This is a genomic window from Streptomyces sp. NPDC018610 (genome assembly GCF_044391765.1).
Lineage (GTDB): Bacteria > Actinomycetota > Actinomycetes > Streptomycetales > Streptomycetaceae > Streptomyces.
On sequence record NZ_JBISAL010000006.1, the window covers coordinates 254374 to 274191 of the forward strand.

General features: G+C 73.2%; 15 protein-coding genes. 3 read left to right on the forward strand and 12 right to left on the reverse strand.

What is annotated here, in order from left to right:
* Positions 1-37: 37 nt before the first annotated feature.
* The 9 genes from ACH5A8_RS17625 to ACH5A8_RS17665 form a co-directional block, all read right to left on the reverse strand.
* Positions 38-1318 carry a hypothetical protein gene (locus ACH5A8_RS17625; protein WP_399002845.1) on the reverse strand — a complete coding sequence of 427 codons (1281 nt, stop codon included), beginning with the start codon at positions 1316-1318 and terminating at the stop codon, positions 38-40.
* Positions 1319-1345: 27 nt separating this feature from the next.
* Complete coding sequence (locus ACH5A8_RS17630; RefSeq protein ID WP_399002847.1) at positions 1346-2140, reverse strand: ABC transporter permease; 795 nt, start codon at positions 2138-2140, stop codon at positions 1346-1348.
* A 3-nt stretch (positions 2141-2143) separates the two neighbouring features.
* Positions 2144-2950 carry a hypothetical protein gene (locus tag ACH5A8_RS17635; RefSeq protein WP_399002849.1) on the reverse strand — a complete coding sequence of 269 codons (807 nt, stop codon included), beginning with the start codon at positions 2948-2950 and terminating at the stop codon, positions 2144-2146.
* Positions 2947-3894, reverse strand: coding sequence for an ATP-binding cassette domain-containing protein (locus ACH5A8_RS17640; RefSeq protein WP_399002851.1), 948 nt, complete (start codon positions 3892-3894; stop codon positions 2947-2949). Before ACH5A8_RS17640 ends, ACH5A8_RS17635 begins: the two co-directional genes overlap by 4 nt.
* Complete coding sequence (locus ACH5A8_RS17645) at positions 3891-5243, reverse strand: metallopeptidase TldD-related protein (RefSeq protein WP_399002853.1); 1353 nt, start codon at positions 5241-5243, stop codon at positions 3891-3893. The genes ACH5A8_RS17640 and ACH5A8_RS17645 overlap by 4 nt, the downstream gene beginning before the upstream one ends.
* Positions 5240-6610, reverse strand: coding sequence for a TldD/PmbA family protein (locus tag ACH5A8_RS17650; protein ID WP_399002855.1), 1371 nt, complete (start codon positions 6608-6610; stop codon positions 5240-5242). The genes ACH5A8_RS17645 and ACH5A8_RS17650 overlap by 4 nt, the downstream gene beginning before the upstream one ends.
* A gap of 14 nt (positions 6611-6624) precedes the next feature.
* Positions 6625-7731 carry a PqqD family protein gene (locus ACH5A8_RS17655; RefSeq protein ID WP_399002857.1) on the reverse strand — a complete coding sequence of 369 codons (1107 nt, stop codon included), beginning with the start codon at positions 7729-7731 and terminating at the stop codon, positions 6625-6627.
* A gap of 121 nt (positions 7732-7852) precedes the next feature.
* Entirely contained in the window at positions 7853-8041 is a 189-nt protein-coding gene (locus ACH5A8_RS17660; protein ID WP_399002859.1) for a hypothetical protein, read from the reverse strand.
* A gap of 762 nt (positions 8042-8803) precedes the next feature.
* The gene (locus ACH5A8_RS17665) at positions 8804-9544 is read right to left on the reverse strand and encodes a tyrosine-protein phosphatase (protein ID WP_399002861.1); all 741 of its coding nucleotides are present in this window, start codon (positions 9542-9544) and stop codon (positions 8804-8806) included.
* A gap of 508 nt (positions 9545-10052) precedes the next feature.
* On the opposite strand from ACH5A8_RS17665, the gene ACH5A8_RS17670 reads away from it, so the two are divergent.
* Positions 10053-12848 carry an ADP-ribosylglycohydrolase family protein gene (locus ACH5A8_RS17670; RefSeq protein WP_399002863.1) on the forward strand — a complete coding sequence of 932 codons (2796 nt, stop codon included), beginning with the start codon at positions 10053-10055 and terminating at the stop codon, positions 12846-12848.
* Positions 12849-12961: 113 nt separating this feature from the next.
* Here the strand turns inward: ACH5A8_RS17670 and ACH5A8_RS17675 are convergent, their stop codons facing one another.
* Both ACH5A8_RS17675 and ACH5A8_RS17680 read right to left on the reverse strand, forming a co-directional pair.
* The gene (locus tag ACH5A8_RS17675) at positions 12962-14599 is read right to left on the reverse strand and encodes a helix-turn-helix domain-containing protein (protein ID WP_399002865.1); all 1638 of its coding nucleotides are present in this window, start codon (positions 14597-14599) and stop codon (positions 12962-12964) included.
* A gap of 145 nt (positions 14600-14744) precedes the next feature.
* Complete coding sequence (locus ACH5A8_RS17680; RefSeq protein ID WP_399002867.1) at positions 14745-16028, reverse strand: M6 family metalloprotease domain-containing protein; 1284 nt, start codon at positions 16026-16028, stop codon at positions 14745-14747.
* Positions 16029-16536: 508 nt separating this feature from the next.
* Between ACH5A8_RS17680 and ACH5A8_RS17685 the strand changes: the two genes are divergently transcribed.
* Together ACH5A8_RS17685 and ACH5A8_RS17690 are read left to right on the forward strand one after the other, a co-directional pair.
* A complete protein-coding gene (locus tag ACH5A8_RS17685; protein ID WP_399002869.1) occupies positions 16537-17232 on the forward strand; it encodes a TetR/AcrR family transcriptional regulator in 696 nt (231 codons plus the stop codon).
* Between the two features lie 228 nt (positions 17233-17460).
* A complete protein-coding gene (locus ACH5A8_RS17690; protein ID WP_399002871.1) occupies positions 17461-19017 on the forward strand; it encodes an MFS transporter in 1557 nt (518 codons plus the stop codon).
* A gap of 138 nt (positions 19018-19155) precedes the next feature.
* Here ACH5A8_RS17690 and ACH5A8_RS17695 read toward each other — a convergent pair whose 3' ends face one another.
* Complete coding sequence (locus tag ACH5A8_RS17695; RefSeq protein WP_399002873.1) at positions 19156-19692, reverse strand: MarR family winged helix-turn-helix transcriptional regulator; 537 nt, start codon at positions 19690-19692, stop codon at positions 19156-19158.
* Positions 19693-19818: the final 126 nt, after the last annotated feature.

The window sequence follows — 19818 nt, forward strand, 5'->3', positions numbered from 1 at the left end:
TGCTCCTCTCTTCGCTTCGTTTCTCCTGCGGGCGCGCTCAGATGAGGGCGCGGCGCTGCCGCTCGGAGTCGACGTGGCAGCCCTTGCCGAACCGGTCCGCGGCGAGGTCCAGCTCCGGGAAGAACGTGCGGTACGCGGTGAACGAGACCAGGTGCCAGATGTCGGCCTCGGGGACGCCCAGCGCGCGGACGTTCGCGATCTGCTGGTCGATGGGCTGGGTGCCGGCGGCGACCACTCCCTGCTCCTGGTACCACAGGTCGCTGCCGGGCTCCTGGTGCAGGTCCTGGCCGGCGAGCCGGGCGACGTCGCTGCGGTCCGTCATCAGCATCATGTTCTGCGGGCCGACGATCTCGATCGCCCGCTTGGCGATGGCGAAGTCGACGTGCTCGCCGTCGAAGTTGAGGCAGGCGGCGATGCGGCCGGCGTGGGCGCCGCGCATGATGGCGGCGGGCACGGGCCCGACCTGCTCGTGCAGGTCGGCCAGGTTCCACGACGGGAGGTCGTAACCGGCCAGCAGCGCGTCACGGTTGGCGCGCGCCTTGGACGTGCGGAACGCGTGCTTGATCAGCAGCGGCATCTCGTTGAAGAGGTGGTCGGTGACGACCCGGACGCCGTCGTGCGGGCACTCGGCGGCCTCGGCCGCGGCCAGGACCTCGTCGATGCAGTCGGCGCCGAGCTGCGGGTCCTCCTTGGCGAAGTGGCCGAGCGCGGGCCGGACGCCGTTCTCGACGAGCCGGGTGACGATCCACTCCAGGGACGGGTGGTCCGGGGTGAACTGCGCGGCCAGGTAGGAGCTGGACTGCAGGGCGTCCGGCGACAGCATGATGTACACCAGGCCCAGCGGACCGCAGCCGGCGAGCTTCTCCCACTCCTCCTTGGAGGGGGCCCACACCGAGCTGGCCGGGGTGCCGCCGAAGCTGGCGACGAGCGGGCCCTCCAGCGCGATGGCCGGGACGAAGGGCAGCTTGCCGTCGGCCTTCAGCGCGGCGAAGCCCCGCATGAACTCGACGAATCCGTCGAGGCGTTCCTGACGCAGGTAGAGCGTCGGGATGCACAGCAGGCCTTCGGAGGCGGCGTGCTTGTCGACCTCGAAGAGGTCGATCTCCGCGAAGTTGGAGAAGTCGACGCTGCCCAGGCCGTGGCAGTGCACCTCGACGGGGAGCGAGGGAACCAGGTAGGGCTCGTTCTCCCCGAGCGGGGCGGCCGTCAGCGAGCCGGGGGTGATCAGGCCGTCCTTGTGCTGTACCGGACCGGAGAAGGTGCCGCGCGGGTCGATCCAGGCGTTCGCGGACCAGGTGGATGCCAGGCTGTTGCTCACTTGTCTTCTTTCTCTATCCGGGGCTGTTCAGGCGTTGCCGAGCGCGACGCGGGCGGTCGCCCGACGGGCGGCCAGGTGCACGAAGAGCACACCGGCGAGGGCCCAGGCGGCGCCGACCGCCAGTTCGACGATCAGGGGCGCGCTGCGCGTCCGGCCGGCGAGGAGGCCGTCGACGGCCTGCATCACATGGCTGAGCGGCATCACGTCGCCCAGCGGTCTCAGGAAGGCAGGGAGCCGGTTGTGGGGCACCAGAGTCCCTGACAGGACCATGAGGACGAGTTCGGCCATGTTGGGGCCGACGAACAGGTCCTCGATGAGCAGGGCGAGGGCCGAAAGGGTCAGCCCGAACCCCGCGGTCGTCAGCACGCCGACGGCCAGCAGCGCGGCGTACTGCCCGATGCCGATCGGCATCGTCGTGTACAGCAGGCAGCACACCAGGTAGGTGCACAGGCCGCCGACGAAGCCGTCGACGACGTGCGGCAGGGCGCGCTGGCAGGCCGCGGCGACCTTGTTCTGGGGGGAGGCGAGCCAGATGCCGAGCGTGTTGAAGGAGCGCTCGTTGCCGATCGACAGCGCCATCCCGTACACGACGGCACCCGCGCCGGCCAACAGGCTGGAGGCGATCAGCATGCGGGAGGCTCCGGCGCCGTAGTGGGTCGCCAGGGAGGTGAAGGCGATGGCCATGCCGATGGGGCGCACGATGCGCGAGCTGAGGTAGCCCAGCGGGTTGAACCAGGTGAACAGGGCTCGGTAGGACAGTGTCGCGCCGCGCAGCGCGGCACGCGCCGCACCGGGTCCGGAGTCCGGGGTGGAAGTCCGCATGGGTCAGGCCTCCAGGGGGAGGGCGGTACGGCGCACGGTGTTCTCGAGCCGGTGGACGGCGAGGACGACCAGGGCGCAGAAGAAGCCGGTGAGGAGCACCGCCGCGAGCAGCCGTTCCGGTCCGGCGCCGCGGATCCAGGCCATGACGTGGGACTGCGGCATGATCAGGGCGAGCTTCCGTACGGGGGCCGGCAGGGCCGACTGGGGCACGATCAGGGCGCTGAGCGCCATGATCAGTCCGGTGAGCCCGTTGGTCATGCCCGCCGAGAAGGGGAAGCGCAGGACGGCGAAGCCGAGCAGCCCGATCACGGAGGCGGTGGCGAAGGCGAGGAGGACACCGCCGACGAGCCAGCGGACCCAGTCGAAGGATCCGTCGATGCCGAACAGCAGACCGAGGACGATCAGCGTGCCGGGCAGCGCGGTGAGCGACTGGAGGGCGGTTCCGGTCAGCCTGCCGAGGACCACCGGGACGAGTCCGCCGGGGCTCCCCAGCGCGGCGTTCAGCGTCTTCCACTGTTTCTCGCCGAGCATGCTGAACAGGACCAGCACGATGATCGAGTCGAGCATGCCGATGCCCGCCGAGCCGACGGCCATGTCGCCGGTGGTGTCGTGCGAGAAGCCGCTCGTGGCGTTGGCGTGGATGACGAAGGCGAAGACGCAGGGCATCGCGAGCGTGGAGAAGATGGCCATGGGGCTCGTCGCGTGCATCCTCAGCTGGTCCACGATCGCCCGCGCGAAGGTGGCTCCGGAGCCGGTCCGGCCGCCCCGGCTCCGCGCCGCGGGCGCGGCGTCGGTACGTACGCCCGTCATGACGCGGCCACCATGTCGAGGAAGACCTCTTCCAGGGTCGGCGGCGTGACGGCGACGCTGGTGGTCCGGCCGGGGAAGGTGGCCAGCAGCCACTGCACGGCGGCCGCGCCGTCGGAGACGCGCAGGGTGACGGCGGAGCCGTCGTGCTCCACGCGCAGGATGCCGGGGCAGTCCTTGACGGCGTCGGGGGCCTGGGCGGCGTCGAAGACGGCGTTGACGACGTGGCCGAGCCGGTTCGCCGCGCTCAGCCGCAGCTCGCCGGCCGTGGACTCCACGTGGATCCGGCCGCCCTTCATCAGCACGATGCGGTTGCTGAGCTCCTCGGCCTCGCGCATGTCGTGCGTGGTCAGCAGGATGCTCCGGCCCTCGCCCGTCAGGCGGGCGACGAGGGCGCGCATCGTGGCGGCGGACTGGGGGTCGAGGCCCGCGGAGGGCTCGTCGAGGATGAGGACGGACGGCTCGTGGAGCAGTGCGCGGGCGAGGTGGAGCCGCTGCTTCATGCCGCGCGAGAAGGAGCCCACGAGGTCGTCGGAGCGGTCGGAGAGGTCGACCTCCGCCAGCAGCTCCCGTGTGCGCTGCGCGAGGCGGGCGCCGCGCAGGCCGTACATGAGGCCGAAGAACTCCAGGTTCTGGACGGCCGACAGCCGCGGGTACAGGCCGGTGTCGCCGCCGAGGCTGAAGCCGCAGGCCATGGCGGCGCGGCGGCGGGCACGCACCACGTCGTGCCCGTCGATGAGCACCTGGCCGGCGGTCGGCAGCAGCAGGCCGGTCAGCATCTTGACCGTGGTGGTCTTGCCGGCCCCGTTGGGGCCGAGCACGGAGACGAGTTCGCCGGGTCGGACGACCAGCGTGACGTCGTCGACCGCTCGTCGCACGGAGCCGTCCTTGGCCGTGAACTCGCGTACGAGCCCGTGGGCTTCGAGCCCGCCACTGGTCTGGGTCATGATCCAACTGCTTTCGGGGTGATCCGGGTGATGTCCATCTCCAGGTAGGCGCCGCCCGCGGAGATCTGGCCGGGGAAGTAGGACACGGTGTCGCCGACGGCCGTGACCGAGGCCAGGAAGTCGATCGCCGAACCCTCGACGGACATCGGCGCGCAGGCCTCCTGCGGTACGCCGTCCACGGTGCGGGCGGTCAGGAGGCGGAACGCGAGCTGTCCGCCGGAGCGGAACTCCTCGACGCCCAGGGTGCGGGCGTCCACGACGACGCGGCGTTCGCCGGCCAGGAGCGTGTCGGCGGTGGTCGCCGGTGTGGGGGTCAGCCGGACGTTGCCGGCCGTCATCTGCGGGAAGTTCTTCAGCGGGTTCCACGAGGCGTGGCCGGTCAGGGGCGCGGCCGCCCGGGGGCCGTCGTCCGCCAGGGCCACCGTCCGGGTGGCCAGGGGGCGCTGCCGCCCGTCGCGGCCGACCATCTCCGTGGTGCCGGTCGCCGTGCCCTCGCAGTCGAAGGAGCGGGCGCCGTAGCCCTGCGGGCAGGTGGCGTCGTCCACCAGGGAGGTGGTCAGCGGCGCGGGGTCGGCGACGGGGTTGAGCAGGACGGTGTTCGCCAGGGCGCGCAGCAGCTGTGCGGCGGCGGACGGGGTGAACACGACGCGGTCGTGGTCGAGGTTCCGCTCGCCGGGGCCCATGCCCGAGTGGATCAGGCTCAGTTCGCGGCCCAGCCCGGCCAGGTCGATCTCGTCGAGCGTGGTGGCGTAGCGCGTGGCGGACACCATGCGCGAGCCGGCGTCGTCGATGACGACCGCGGTCAGTTCGACTCCGTAGCACTGGTCCTTCAGACGGGTCCCGCTGCTGTCCGCGAAGACGGACTCGCGCAGGATGTCGCTCACATGCAGCCCCGCGACGCTCTGGCCGGGGCGCAGGTGGGCGCCGACGGCCGCCATCAGCTCGCCGGTGCGGGAGGCCGCGTCGGCCATGTCGAGGCGGTCGCCTGTGGTGTGCCAGCCGTCGTCGCCGGACTGTGCGGACCGGTGGGCGTGCGCACGCTCGCCGGCCACCGCGGCGCTGCCCAGGCGGAACAGGGGGCGCCCCGTCGCCAGCAGCCTGGCCGCGGTCGGCCCGGTGAGCCGGTTGGCGTTCAGGTACAGCTCCCGGTCGCCTTGCCGCATGCGGACGAAGCCGCCGAACGCCGGTTCGTCCACGTGGAGTTGCTTCTTGCCGGCGGCGTCGCAGACCAGCCGGCGCCGGGCCGTGCGCTCCAGGAACGTCGCCGCGCTCTCCTCGGGACGCAGGGCCGACCGGACGGCCTCGGTCACGGCGACGGCCTGACCGGTGCGGTGCTGGAGGGTTCTCACGCCGCGCTCCAATCCAGTGCGGAGAAACGCATCGAGGGGGAGAACAGGCCGATGCCGATCATCTGGCCCTGCTTGCCGCAGGTGACGCTGTCGCCGCCGAAGTCCGTGCCGATGCCCTCCACGCGGGCGAGGGTCTGGAGGGCGTCGCCGAAGAGGCTGACGTCGCGTACGGGGACCCGGTGGCCGTCGGGTGTGACGTAGGCGCAGTTCAGCGCGGCGAAGTGGAACTCTCCGGTACTGAGGTCGATCATTCCGGCCCCCAGGCAGCCGACGTGCAGGAGCCCCTCGGCGGACGGCGCCATGAGCGCCTGCGGGTCGTCGGCGCCGCGCGGCACCACCGTGTTGCTGGCGCGCGGCAGCGGCAGGGCGCGGTAGTCGCGGCGGCGGCCGTTGCCGGTGGGCCGGTGGCCGTGGCGCTGCGCGGTACGGACGCTGGAGAGCGGGGTGCCGAGTTCCCCGCCGGAGACCAGCACGGTGACACCGCCGGCGACGCCCTCGTCGTCGATGTCGTAGGAGCCGTAGCCGTCGGCGAGGGTGGCGTCGTCGTACAGCGTCACCGAGGCGGGGACGGCGCCCGGCTTGCGGAGCCCCGCGACGTAGTCGCTCCCCATGGCGAAGTTGTCGCCCTCCAGAGCGTGGCCGATCAGCTCGTGCAGCAGGCCGACCGCGGCGGACGGCCCGAACACCACGGGAGTGCGGTGGCGGCCGCCGAGACGGGCGCGCGCGGAGTTGTGCGCGTTTTCCACGGCGATCCGCGCCACGTCCCGCGGGACGCCGTCGCGGTCGGCGGTGCCGGACCCGGCGCCGCGCTCCAGCCAGCGGCTGAGACCGCGGTAGCGGTTCCCGTCGTCCACGACGGTGGCCTCCACCCGGCGCCGCACGAAGCGGGAGGTGGTGGCCGACCGTACGCCGTCGGTGTCCACGACGGCGGTGCTGCGGAGGGTGAAGTCCTCCATGGTGCGCAGGGAGTGGGCCGGGGCCGCGCTCCCGACCAGCCACTCCTGCGCGGCCACGGGCTCGAAGCCCAGGTCCGCGGCGTGCTGCCAGGAGGGAGCGTCCCCCGTGGCGGACGGGTCGGCGGCCGCGAGCCACTGGGGCAGCGAGGGCAGTTCGGCGACGGAGAAGGCCCGATGGCGCCAACGGCCGTCCTGGCGCACCATGCACGCGAGTCCCTCGCGGGGCTCGACGCAGGTGGCGAGGACCTCGCCGTCGAGGCACTCCACGCGCACCTCGACGGTGCGCTCCGCGTAGGCCTGCACGTAGTGCGCCGACGCGCCGAGTCGCTCGACGGCCCACTGGGCCGCTTCGAGCAGGTCCTCGGTGCCGGCCGGGCGCGCGGCGGTCTGCTGGGTGGTCGTCACTGCCATGGCTCGCTGCCCGATCAGATGGTGCCGAGGACGGAGTACGGTTCGCCGCCCACGAGGTCACGCGAGCGCAGCGACTCGAGCAGCCGCTCGATGCGCTCGGGAGTCATGGTCTTGAGCGCGGGGACGTGCTCGGCGAGCCGCTGCACGGCGTCGACGACGCCCTGCGGGCTGCGGCCGTCGCACAGCGCCCAGACGAAGGCGGCGGGGTCGCGCAGCATCAGCTGGCGGCGCAGCTCCCAGTGCAGGAGGATCCCGTCGCTCTGCCCGAGCACGTTGTACGAGGGGTTGCGCCACAGGCCCTCGGCGCCCGGCGCGGCCGGCGCGGCCCACGGCCAGGCGTCCAGGGAGACTCCCTGGCGGCTGAGCAGCTGGCTCGCCGCGACACAGGTCTGCACGAAGAAGACGAGCTCTTCGGCGGCCTGGTGGCCCCGACCGGTCCAGGTGCCGCGCTGGAAGTCGACGAAGGTGTCCTTCGGGAAGTTCGCGACGGGCGTGCGGTCGAGCTGCTTGTAGACCCACTTCTTGCTGTAGTACAGGTCGCCGGAGGCCGCCGTGACGGCCTTGCCGGCGTAGGCGGTCAGCTCCTGGCCGACGAGGGCCGCGGTCTCGAAGTCGCCGTCGACGGCGGCGCCGAGGAAGTCCTCGAGGTGGCCGTTGACCGCGATGGCCGAGTAATTGACCGCCACCTGGCGGATGTTGGCGATCGAGGCGTCCAGACGCTGCTTGAAGCCGTCGAGGGAGGGCGAGGGGGCGACGATCTCGGAGGTGTACAGACGGCAGACGAAGTCCAGCTTGTCGGGCAGCTTGTGGAGTTCGGTCAGGTTGTCGCGCCGCAGTTCGAAGGAAGTGATGAGGTCCACCGCTTCCTCGACGAACGCGAGCGTGTAACGCTCCACGTCGACCCGATGGCCGTTCACGTTGTATTGCGTGACGTCGTCGCCCATGGCGGACTCGTCATTGTAGAGAACGAAAAGGTCGGCATCACTCGTGGGATTTCCGAGGCCTGCCGTCAGGCTTCCCGCGATATACATGGAATCAATTGATCCATTGTCGTCGGCGGCAAGTGCCTCCGCCAGGACGCGGGCCGATTGCAGCTTTTCTTCGATCACTGAGCGCGCCACAGTCTGCTTTCACCTTTCAACACGGCCGCGGGAGCCTCGCCGACTTCCCGCCATCAGGGCCGGCCTTTTCTAGTACGGAGGAAACGGGGTGGCGGGGTGGATGCCCCGCCACCCGGTCTCATCAGACGTTCGCCACGTTGGCGACGTTCGCCACGTTGGCCACGTTGGCGACGTTCGCCACGTTGGCCACGTTCGCGACGTTGGCCACGTTGGCCACGTTCGCGACGTTGGCCACGTTCGCCGTGTTGTCCTCGGCGGACTCGAACTCGACGATGTCGTCCTCGAGCTCGATGATGTCGACGTTCTCCATGTTCTTCACCCCCTTTCGCTGCAAATGTCGCCCTGGACGGGCGCGCTCGGAGTCCATGCAGTGGGGACCCCGCTCGGCAGTCCTGCGCGAGGCCGTGGGCATGCGCAGAGGATCGCCGAAGACTTGGTCGTGATTCGGCGCAGATCGGTCGGACGTCTCGAATCGGACGGCCGATTTCAGCCCGTCGGGACGGGCGAATCGGTGGAACTGCGGGAACTCCGCAGAAGAATCAGGAACTCGTCGGGCCTGTCGCGGCCGGCGTCCCCTTCAAAAGATACCCCCCGGTTTCTTTATGCCCCCTTCGAAGGCATGCCGTAGAACCTAACCGCGGGCTGCACGAGGCGTCAAGATCCTTTTGCCTTCAAATTACCCGGCAGTTCACCCGGGCGGCGAAGATCGACCGTATGTCCCTTTTGGCGGGGGTGCGAGGCGTTCAAAGGAGACGTTGGAAGCGGATCCGGCAAAGCATGTCGGACCCGCTGCGAAGCGCTTGATTTCGGGCCTCGACGCCCCATTGGGGATGCCCGGACCCCACGGATACCGCGTTCCGGGCCCCCTCGCCCGCCAAGTCCCCCAGTCCGGTGCAAGGTCAGCCAACTCAAGTCAGAACGGCCCAAGTTGACTAAACGTCAGAGACCTTTGTCACGTCCGCTCGATGTTTCGTCGACGTCACGGGTGTTTCGCGGGCCGGGGAAAGCCGTCGGCGTGATCCGGAGTGCCGGCTCGCGGCCGCTTCGGGCGTGAACAGGGGCCAGGCGCACGTCAGTTGCTGCCGTCCGTCAGCAGTCGGGCGCGCAGGTGCTCCGTGGTGGCGTCCGTCAGGCCGACCCGGTCCTTGAGGTAGCCGTGCACGGAGCCGTACCGCTTCTCCAGGTCGGTCAGGACCAGTTCCATGACGACCGAGGGTGCGCGCCCGTACCCGGGCCACTTGAGCTCGCGCCCGGGGTTGGCGGCGCGCCAGTCGGCGATCAGGCGCTCGGTGGCCAGTTCGGTCAGCGCGAAGTCGGCGAGCACGTCCTCGCGGGGCACGTCGAGCAGGGTGAGCACCAGCGCGCTGATCAGTCCGGTGCGGTCCTTGCCCGAGGTGCAGTGGTGGACGACGGGGCTGGGGGCCTCGGCGATCCGCTCCAGGACCTGGCGGATCTCGTCCGCGCCGTCCTCGGTCACCTCGGCGAACCGGTCCGCGAGGTAGCGCCAGGGGTCGAGGGCCGGGTCGATCGTCGCCTGGTCGTAGGGGCGGTGCTCGATGCTCAGGTTCACGTAGTGGAACCGCTCTGCCTCCGGGACCCGACCCTTCGCCTCGATCTCCCAGGGATAGCGCAGGTCGATGACCGTGCGGATGCCCAGTCCGAGGAACTTCTCCCAGTCGGCGCCCCGCAGTTTGCCGAGGGAGTCGGAGCGGTAGAGGACGCCCCAGGCGACCGTGCGGCCCTCGCTCGTCCGGTAACCGCCCAGGTCACGGAAGTTGTGCAGGCGGTCGTAGGTGATGTGCCGGTTCGTCATCGGCTCTCTTCCTCGTCTCGTGGTGCTCGCGCGGAGGGCGCCGGCGCGCGGTCCGCGTCCGCGGGACCGCCGGCCGCTTCCTCGCCGGGGCGGTCCGGCGGGGCGGGGCGGGTCGGCGGAGCGGTCGGGCGGTGCGGGCCCCTGGGTCCGTGGCGCGGTGAACTCGACGCCCGTCGGCGGTGGTTGGGCCGGCGCGCCGTCGTGTCCGGCGCCCGACGCCACATGCTCACCGATCGGAACCGCCCGGCGAAGCCCGCTCGCCGGGGCTTCCCGGTGGGGGCCGGCGGCGCCGTCCGACGGGGCCGCGGCGGCCTCACCCGGGCCAGCTATCGTCTCCTTGACGATAAGGCGGCGTGCGTGCCAAGCTGGCGCGGCGTCGGCGCCGAAGATCATTCTTCGGCGCGCCGCCGTGCCCACGCCGTCCCGGCCCCTCCCGGCCGAAGCGGCGCCCGCGCGTCACCACCCGTCGGCACGCCCGCCGCGCGCCCCGCCCCGTAGGGAGGCCTTCATGGCCAGTGCACGCATCCCGAACCCCCGCCTGGACGCGCGGGCCACCGACCGGGCCGCCGGAGTACTGCTCGGCGCGGCCTCGGGCGACGCCCTGGGGGTGCCCTACGAGTTCCAGGAGACCCTGGGGCCCGACCGGCAGCCGATGATGATCGGCGGAGGCCTCGGCCCGTACGCGCCCGGCGAGTACTCCGACGACACCCAGATGCAGGTGTGCATCGCCGAGGTCGCCGCGACCGGCGCCGATCTGCGCGCCCCCGAGGCCCTCGACGCCGTGGCCGCCAACTTCCGGCGCTGGCTGGAGGGCGGCGCCAGCGACGTCGGCGCCCAGACCCGCGCCGTCCTGTACGCCGCCGGCCGGGCCTCCGGGGCCGCGGGCGCCGCGATGCGGGAGGCCGCCCGCGACTACGCCGGCCGGCACCCGCAGAGCGCCGGCAACGGCTCGCTGATGCGCACCGGGATCGTCGCCCTCGCCCACCTCGGCGACACGGCCGCGATGGCCGAGGCCGCCGTCGCCGTCAGCGCGCTCACCCACCCGGACCCCGACTGCGCCGACGCCTGCGTGCTGTGGTGCTCCGGCATCCGCACCGCCGTGCTGGAGGGGACCTTCGACGGCGTACGGGCCGGTCTGGAGCTGCTTCCCGCCGAGCGCCGCGCGCTGTGGGCGGACCGGCTGGACGAGGCCGAGGCCCACCCCCCGCACCACTTCTCGCCCAACGGCTGGGTCGTCACCGCCCTCCAGGCCGCCTGGTCGGCCGTCACCCGCACCCCGGTGCCCGAGCTCGACCCCGCACGGGGCGCTTTCCCCGCCCAGCACCTGCGCCTCGCCCTGGAGGCGGCGGTCCGGGCCGGGAACGACACCGACACCGTCGCGGCGATCGCCGGCGCCCTGCTCGGCGCGCGCTGGGGCTGCTCCGGCATACCGCTGCGGTGGCAGCGGGCGGTGAACGGCTGGCCCGGTCTCACCGGCCCCGACCTGGTCCGGCTGGCCGTGCGCACCGCCCGGGGCGGACTGGACGACGGCGACGGCTGGCCCTCGGCCGCCCGCGTGCCCGCCCCGGCCGGCGCGTCCCGCGGCTTCGCCGTGCCCCACCCGCACGACCCCGGCGTGCTGCTGGGCAACCTCGCCCTGCTCCACGGCGAGGCACCCGTCGACGTCGACGCCGTGGTGTCGTTGTGCCGCATGGGCACCGCCCCGGTCCTGCCCGGCGCCGGCGCCGAGCACGTCCGTGTCTGGCTGGTCGACAGCGACGGGGACAACGCCAACCTCCACTACGTCCTCGACCAGGCCGCCCGGGAAGTGCTGCGGCTGCGGCAGGAGGGCAAGCGGGTCCTGCTCCACTGCGCCGCGGGCCAGAGCCGTACCCCGGCCGTCGCCGCCCTCTACAGCCACCTGGCCACCGGCGCCGACGGCGAGTCCGCGCTGGCCGACCTGCGGGACGTGCTGGTGCACGGCTGGCAGCTGACCGCGCATGCCGAACTCCACGACGCCGTACGGCTGGCGGCGAGCCCGCCCCCGTCCGGCGGAAGCGGGCCCGCCGGGACCGCCCCGGCGCGCACATTGTCGGCGAGCCCGTCCCCGGGGGAGAAGCGCCCGTCCGCCGGGAAGGAGCGGACGTCCGCCGGGAAGGAGCGGACGTTCCCCGTGGAGGAGCGAACGTTCCCCGCCGAGGAGCAGGCTTCCCCGGCCCCTGATCCGCGGCCGCGGACCGGATTCCCGACGGATAAGTGGGCCGTCTCCCGGGTGCGCGGGCTGCTGCTCGGGCTGGCCGTGGGCGACACGCTGGGCGCGGCCCGGGGCGCGCTGCCGGCCGAGGGCACGCTGCGGGCCGGGGTCAGCACCCAGCTGGCCTGCTTCACCGTCGAGGGCACGATCCGCGCCCTGGTCCGGGGCGACCACAAGGGCATCAGCCACCCGCCGGGGGTGCTGTGGCACGCCTATGGCCGGTGGGCCGCCCTGCAAGGTCTGGAGACCGAACGGCTGCGCGAGCGCTGGGCCGGGCACGGCGACAAGGCGTGGCCCGACGGCTGGCTCGCGCACGTGCCCGTGCTCGCCCAGCGGCGCGGATCGGCGCCGGCGACCGTCGCCGCCCTGTCCCGGATCGAGCACGGCACCGTGGAGCGGCCGGCCACGACCAGCCGCGGCTGCCACGCGCTCACACGTACGCTCCCCGTCGCCGTCGTCTTCGCCGGCGGGGAGCCGGAACACGCGGCGCGGGCGCTCCGCGAGGTCGCCGCTCTCACCCACGGCGACCCCGCCGCCCAGTCCGCCACCGCCCACGCGGCCGTGCTGGCCGGGCACTGTCTGACGAGCGGCGGGCCGGCGCGGGTGCGGCACGCCCTCGCGGACGGCGTCCGGGCCCTGTCCGACGCCGCCCCCGGTGCGACCACCGAGGAGACCGGCCCGCTCGCCGCGGCGCTGCGGCAGGCCGAGGAGCACCCCGCCGACGCGCGCCGCCTCGCCCGCCTCGCCCCGGACCCCACCGCCCCCTCGGCGCTGCTCGGCGGCCTCTACGTCGCCGCGTCCTTCCCGGAGCGCGACCAGGTGGAGGCCGCGCTGCGCTTCGCCGCCGGGGCGCCGGACGGGGACTCGGTGGCCTGCGTGACCGGAGCACTGCTCGGAGCGGCGCACGGCGCGGAGGCGCTGCCGCTCGGTCTGGTGAGCCGGCACGAACTGGCCTGGGTGCTCGACGTGCTGGCCCGCGACCTCGTCGCCCAGCTCACCGAGCGGCCCGGCGGCACCGAGTACACCCCGGGCTGGGACGAGCACTGGTGGGACCGCTACCCCGGCTGGTGACCGGCGGCCCGCCGGGCGGGAGTCCGTCGCGGCCTCCAGGGCGGAAGGCCGTCAGCGCCCCGCCCCGGGGGAGCGCCACCGGACCCCGGTCAGGGGAGCGCGCCGGCCCCGGATCAGGCCGGCGCCACGCGGGTGAAGCGGGCCGCCACGTGGAGGTCCGCCTCGATCGCCGCCACCGCCCGGCGCAGCGCGGGCAGGAGTTCCGTCACGCACTCCTGCCTGCTGTGCCGGGCCGCGTGCAGCGCGACGTTCGCCGCCGCGACCGTCCGGCCCGAGCGGTCGCGGACCGGCACCGCGACGGCGCGCAGTCCCTCCTCCAGTTCCTCGTCGACGAGGGCGTAGTCCTCGGTCGTGGCGCCGGTCAGCGCGCGGCCCAGGGCCGTGGCGTGGGCCGGGAGCCGGGTGCCGACGGTGAAGTTCACGCTCATGATGCGGCTGGTGGCGGCCCGCGCCGTGTACTGGATCTCGTCGCCGGAGGACGTGAGGACCGCGAGTGACGCCGACTCGTGGACGCGATCGGCCAGTTCCTCCAGGTGCGGCTGGGCGATCCGGGGGAGCGAGGTGCGGGACAGGGGCGGGAAGCCCAGGGACAGCACACGGGGGGTGAGGGTGAAGCGGCGGCCGGGTCCGGTGGCGACCAGGCCCAGGTGCTCGTACGTGATCAGGGCCCTGCGCGCGGTCGCCCGGGCCAGGCCCGTCGCCCTCGCGACGTCCGTGAGGGTCAGGGCCGGGCGGTCCTCGCCGAACGCGGTCAGCACCGTCAGGCCGCGGGCGAGGGACTCGACGAACTCGCGGCCCAGTTCCTGCTTCGAGGCGGCCGTCCACGTCGCCAGGTCGCAGGGGGGCGCGGCCGGCGCGGGGGGCGGGGCCGCGGCCAGGTCCCGTTCCATCGCCGCGACCGTCTCGCGCAGGCGCGGGAGCAGGGTGGCGCGCAGGTTCTCGGCGGTGTGGCGGCTGGTGTGGCTCACCACGCTCGCCACACAGGCGATCCGGCCGGCGCCCGGTTCGCCGGCCGGGCCCGGCTCCCGTACCGGCGCCGAGACCGCCACCAGGCCCGGTTCGATCAGCTGGTCGTCCAGGGACCAGCCCTCCCGGGCCGCCCGCGCGGTCCGCTCCTCGAAGTCGTCCGGCGACGAGGCCGCCCGGGGCGGCACGGCCGGGAAGCCCCGGTCCTCGGGGTCGGCCGCCCGCCGCTCGCGCCGGCGCCGCCGGTCCGCCTCGGTCCACTCGGTCGCGAACAGGGGCCCGGGCGCGGTGCGTTCGGCGGGGAGCAGGTCGCCGATGCGGAAGCTCAGGGACATCGCGCGCCGCCGGGTCGCCTGGTGGATGAAGCGGATGCCGTCGCGGTCGCCGACCGCCAGTGACACCGACTCGTCCAGTTCGTCGGCGAGGGCGTCGGCGCGGGCGTCGAGCAGGGCGGGCAGCCGCAGGGCGGCCAGATAGGCGTTGCCCAGCTCCATCAGACGGGGCGCGAGGACGACGTCCCGGCCGTCGAGGCGGACGTATCCCATGCGGGCGAGCGTCGCCGTGACGCGGTCCACCGTGGAGCGGGCGAGGCCGGTGGCCCGTTCGAGGGCGCTCGGGCTCAGCGTCCCGCCGGCCTCCGTCAGCCGCCGCAGCACCGTGACGCCCCGCATCAGCGGAGCGACCGCCTCGGCGGGGACGGCCGCGGAGGGCTCCTCCGTGACGGTCGCGGGCGTGGCGGGGGCGGCGGGCGCCGAGGGCGAGGACGAGGCGGGCGGCGGGGGCATCGGTGGGGGTTCTCCCGTACGGGACGGTGGTCGCGGCAGGCCTACGGTAGTCCGGCCGGCGTCGCCGACCCGGTCCCCGCCCCTGACCGTGTCCCTGGTCCCGCCCCTGACCGCGGCTCTGCCCCCGGCCCGCGCGGTGGTGTCGTCACTGCCGGGTCACCCGGATCCGGTAGTTCCCCTCCAGGTCCGCCGCGGCCACGTCGATACGGATCTTGGCCCTGGGGTCCTTGAAGGTCTCGCCGGGGGCGAAGGGCGCGTCGGACAGCTCGGCCTGCACGTTGGGGCTGCGGGTGCAGCCGCCGGAGTCGCGGCGGGCGTCGTAGACCGTGACGGGACCCTCGCCGGTGTCGACGCCGGCGTCCACCTTGTAGATCAGGACGCCCGGCCGGCACACCGCCTCGTCGTTGCCCTCGTGGGTGCGCAGTTCGAGGGCGTAGCCGGTGCGGCCGTCGAGCGGGACGAACACCAGCTTGGGCCCGCCGGGACGCTCCAGCGGGGTGAGGGTGAACTCGGCCGAGCCGCGCTTGCTCGCGCAGCTCACCTGGTTCGCGTCCAGCCAGCCCAGCTTCCACTTGTGCCAGCCCAGCAGGTCGTTGTCGGCGCCCCAGTCCTCGCTCATGATGTCCCAGTGGCCGACCGCGCCCCCGCCTTCCTGGGTGTAGAGGTCGGGCAGGCCGAAGACGTGGCCGTTCTCGTGCGGCAGGACCCGGTAGCCGGTGTGGTCGTAGGTGCCGGAGCCGTCGTCCTGGCGGGAGTAGACGAAGGACGCGTTCGAGACCGGGACGCCGTCGGCGACGGGGGCCTCGGCGTTGCCGGCGAAGGTGACGGACAGGACGGTGTCCAGCGCGGACGGGCCGGCGTTCGGGGTCATCAGCACGTTGAGCAGGTCGTAGTCCCGGAAGTCCACCGTGGGGTCGGCCGCCGCCACGATGTCCTGGACCAGCCGGCGGTAGCCGGGGTCGAAGGGCGCGCCGCGTTCTATGCCGTAGGCCTTGAACGGCTTCGGCATGCGCAGCCACCGGGGTATCGGGGTCTCGGGGCGGTAGTCGAGGCGGCCGTAGGAGGCGGTGTGGAACCAGTTCCGCGTCTGCGGGAAGAACTCGTGGAAGCGGTCGAGGGCGTCGCCCTGGCCGGGCGCGTCGGAGAAGTCGACCATCAGGGTCAGTGCGTGCACGGTGCCGGTGGAGCGGGCGTAGCCGTGCGCGGTGGGCACGCCTTCCGTCATCTGCACGCTGGTCGGGCCGCTGATCATGCAGGGTATGAGGGCGGGGGAGCGGGCGAGGCCGAAGGCCCCGGCGCCGGCCGCGCTGGCGCCCGCGGTGAGGTGCGCCGTTCCGGCGGTACTGGCCGCGAAGGTCAACACGGTGACCGACGCGAGAGCGGCCGCACGGCGCTTGCGTATCCGGCGGCGGGGCGGCTGCGGCAGCATGCGTGGACCTTTCGCTCCAGGCAGCCACCGGTTCGCCCCAGGCAGCCACCGGTCTTTGGCTGCACCCTTTCGATCACCCTCCGTCGCGGGTGCGGCGGGCGCGCGCTGGAACGGTCCGGTCGTGGGAACGGGCGGTCCGGTCGCGGGAGGCGGGCCGCCGATCCGTTTGGGGGAAAGGACCCGCCCGACCGCGGGGGCGGGCCGCTTCGGCCCGGGACCAGGCCGGACGGCTCCCCGGAACGACCGTTCCCAGGGCGGGGAACGGCCGTCCCCAGTACGCGCGATCACCGGTCCGGCACGGGAGGGCGGCCGGTTGGAGCAAGGAGGACGGGCACTCGGGTGAGGGCGAGCGACCGCGACGGACCGTGACGTGTCTCAGGTCACAGTGAAGTTTCTCGCCCAGGCGGAAATAACCGGGGACCGTTTCCCCGTTTGGCCCTGTGTCCGAGCGAAACGGGGACTCCCTCTCCGGATCGCCCCACCGGCCCCGAACCGAAGGAGTACCGCCGTGCAGGCCGCGACGACCGCGAACCCCGAACCGCGCAAGGCGACCAGGCCGCGCGCCGACGCCCTGCGCAACCGGGAGCGCATCGTCACCGCCGCCCGGGAGATGTTCGTCGAGCACGGACCCGACGTGCCGCTCGACGAGATCGCCCGCCGGGCCGGCGTCGGCAACGCCACGCTGTACCGCAACTTCCCCGACCGCGACGCCCTCGTCCGCGAGGTCGTCTGCTCGGTCATGGACCGCACCGCACTCGCCGCCGAGCGGGCGCTCACGGAGACCGGCGACGCCTTCGAGGCGCTGTCGACCTTCGTGCACACCGCCGCGGACGAGCGGATCGGCGCGCTGTGCCCGATGGTCTCCAGCACCTTCGACCGCAACCACCCCGACCTGGAGGCCTCGCGCGAACGGGTCGAGCACCTCGTCCAGGAGGTCATGGACCGCGCCGCCGAGGCCGGGCGGCTCCGCCCCGACGTGGGCGTCGGCGACCTGATGGTCGCCGTGGCCCAGCTCAGCCGGCCCCCGGCCGGCACCGGCTGCCCCAGCCACGACCGTTACGTACACCGTCATCTGCAGCTGTTCCTGGACGGACTGCGGGCCCCGGCCCGTTCCGTCCTGCCGGGCGCGGCCATCACCATGGAGGATCTCCGCGGCGAGTGTCAGGCCCCTCACGACCGGACGCCCGGCCACGGACGTCCATGACCGGATGTCCATGACCGGACGCCCGTGACCGGACGCCCGCAACCGGGCTCCCCGCCACCGGACTCCGGCCGACCGGACTCGCCGCTCTCCCCGCCACCGACGTTCCCGCGACCGCGACCGACCACCCGACCGAACCGCCCGTAACCAAGCCTCCGGCCGCCCTCCGCAGGGCGGGCCGTCGGTTCTCGACGCCTTTTTCCGTCACGAAGTCCCGAAGTGGGTACCCCCATGTCCGAAACAGCCGTGAAGGCCCCCGGCCTCCCGGAGAAGTCCGCGCACGCCAACCGCTGGAAAGCGCTCGGCTTCATCGCGCTCGCCCAGCTGATGGTCGTCCTCGACGCCACCATCGTGAACATCGCCCTGCCCTCCGCCCAACAGGACCTGGGCATCTCCGACGGCAACCGCCAGTGGGTGGTCACCGCCTACGCCCTCGCCTTCGGCGGACTGCTGCTGTTCGGCGGCCGGATCGCCGACCTGTGGGGCCGCAAGCGCGCCTTCGTGACCGGTCTGACCGGCTTCGCCGCGGCCTCCGCGCTCGGCGGCGCCGCCACCACCGGCGCGATGATGTTCGGCGCCCGCGCGCTCCAGGGCGCCTTCGGCGCGCTGCTCGCGCCCGCCGCGCTCTCCCTGCTCGCGGTGATGTTCACCGACGCCCGCGAGCGCGCCAAGGCGTTCGGCATCTACGGCGCGATCGCCGGCGGCGGCGGCGCCGTCGGACTGATCCTCGGCGGCTTCCTCACCGAGTACCTGGACTGGCGCTGGACGTTCTTCGTGAACATCCCGTTCGCCGTCGTCGCCGCGGCCGGCGCGTACTTCGTCATCCGCGAGCCGGCCGGCGGCCGCAACCGCTCGCCGCTCGACATCCCGGGCGTGATCCTGTCCACCCTCGGCCTGGTCGCCCTCGTCTACGGCTTCACCCGCGCCGAGTCCGCCGGCTGGGGCGACGCCCTGACCGTCTCCATGTTCGTCGCCTCCGCCGTGCTGCTCGCCGCGTTCGTGCTGGTGGAGTCCCGGGTGAAGGCCCCGCTGCTGCCCCTGCGGGTGATCACCGAGCGCAACCGCGGCGGTGTCTACCTCTCGTTGGGCCTCGCGGTCATCGGCATGTTCGGCCTGTTCCTCTTCCTGACCTACTACCTGCAGATCGTGCGGGGCTACTCGCCGGTCAAGACCGGTTTCGCGTTCCTGCCGATGATCGCGGGCATGATCACCGGCTCCACCCAGATCGGCGCCCGGCTGATGACCCGCGTCCCGGCCCGCCGCCTGATGGGCCCCGGCTTCCTGGTCGCCGCCCTCGGGATGCTGCTGCTGACCCAGCTGGAGACCGACTCCTCCTACGCCGCGCTGCTGCTGCCCGCGATGCTGCTGCTCGGCCTCGGCATGGGCACCGCGTTCATGCCGGCCATGTCCCTGGCCACCCTGGGCGTCCAGCCGCGCGACGCCGGCGTCGCCTCCGCGATGGTCAACACCTCGCAGCAGGTGGGCGGCGCCATCGGCACCGCGCTGCTGAACACGATCGCCTCCTCCGCCACGGCCGCGTACATCAAGGACCACATCGCGGGCGCCGGATCCGCCAAGGGCGCACAGCAGCTGGTCCAGTTGCAGGGCCTGGTGCACGGCTACACCAACGCCATCTGGTTCGCCGTCGGCATCCTGGCCGCGGCCGGCGTGATCGCGCTGACCTTCGTCAACGCGGGCCGGCCGGGCGGCACCACGGTGACCGGCCAGGACTCGGCCGCCGGGCAGGGCGTGGAGGACGAGATGCCGGTGCCGGTCATCGCCCACTGAGGGTGCGTACGGCTCGGTGAACCCCGCACGGGTCACGCCGTCGTACGCCCCGGGCCCCGGGCCCCCGCACCCTGGGTGCCCGGGCCCCGCGCCGCCCCGGGAACCCCGGACCCGCACGCCCCCGGCCCCACCCCCGCCTCAGCGGAGCCAGGGCAGGTCCGCCCCCGCCTCCTTGGGCTGAAGTCCCTCGGCGACGATCTGCATGATCTCGCCGAGGGACTTCTGCTGTTCCGGGCTCAGCCGGTCGAACAGCGCCTGGCGCACGGCGGCCACATGGCCCGGGGCGGTGCGCCGCAGCACTTCGCGTCCCTCGTCGGTCAGCACGGCGAACTGGCCCCGCTTGTCCGAGGGGCAGTCCTCGCGGCGCACCCAGCCGTTCTTCTCCAGCCGGGCGACGGCGTGCGAGAGCCGGGAGCGGGTGATCTTGGCGTCCATGGCCAGCTCGGTCATCCGCAGCCGGCGGCGCGGTGCCTCGGCGAGCTTGACGAGGAGGCCGTAGTAGATGTGCGGCATGCCCGCGTCGCGCTGCAGCTGCCGGTCGAGGTGGTCCTCCAGGAGGGTGGTGGCGTGCAGGTAGGCGCGCCAGACGCGCTGCTCGTCGGCGGTGAGCCAACGGTCGGTCCCGGCGGAGGCGGCGGAGGGGGACTCGGGCGCGGAGGAGGGTGCCGTGTTCATGTGTCCCACTGTACGAAACGGTTTCTTGAAGCTTAAACAACTTCGGCGTAGGCTCGAGGGCAAGAAAGCTTTAAAGTTCAAGTGAACTGGGCGCGGGCCCGAGCGGCCCCGCCCCGCCGACCCACC

Bases quoted from the DNA above. Each gene is read 5' to 3' on its own strand.
- ACH5A8_RS17630 (WP_399002847.1), bottom strand. From the start codon at position 2,140: ATGCGGACTTCCACCCCGGACTCCGGACCCGGTGCGGCGCGTGCCGCG.
- ACH5A8_RS17635 (WP_399002849.1), bottom strand. From the start codon at position 2,950: ATGACGGGCGTACGTACCGACGCCGCGCCCGCGGCGCGGAGCCGGGGC.
- ACH5A8_RS17640 (WP_399002851.1), bottom strand. From the start codon at position 3,894: ATGACCCAGACCAGTGGCGGGCTCGAAGCCCACGGGCTCGTACGCGAG.
- ACH5A8_RS17650 (WP_399002855.1), bottom strand. From the start codon at position 6,610: ATGGCAGTGACGACCACCCAGCAGACCGCCGCGCGCCCGGCCGGCACC.
- ACH5A8_RS17660 (WP_399002859.1), bottom strand. From the start codon at position 8,041: ATGGAGAACGTCGACATCATCGAGCTCGAGGACGACATCGTCGAGTTC.
- ACH5A8_RS17665 (WP_399002861.1), bottom strand. From the start codon at position 9,544: ATGACGAACCGGCACATCACCTACGACCGCCTGCACAACTTCCGTGAC.
- ACH5A8_RS17670 (WP_399002863.1), top strand. From the start codon at position 10,053: ATGGCCAGTGCACGCATCCCGAACCCCCGCCTGGACGCGCGGGCCACC.
- ACH5A8_RS17675 (WP_399002865.1), bottom strand. From the start codon at position 14,599: ATGCCCCCGCCGCCCGCCTCGTCCTCGCCCTCGGCGCCCGCCGCCCCC.
- ACH5A8_RS17680 (WP_399002867.1), bottom strand. From the start codon at position 16,028: ATGCTGCCGCAGCCGCCCCGCCGCCGGATACGCAAGCGCCGTGCGGCC.
- ACH5A8_RS17690 (WP_399002871.1), top strand. From the start codon at position 17,461: ATGTCCGAAACAGCCGTGAAGGCCCCCGGCCTCCCGGAGAAGTCCGCG.
- ACH5A8_RS17695 (WP_399002873.1), bottom strand. From the start codon at position 19,692: ATGAACACGGCACCCTCCTCCGCGCCCGAGTCCCCCTCCGCCGCCTCC.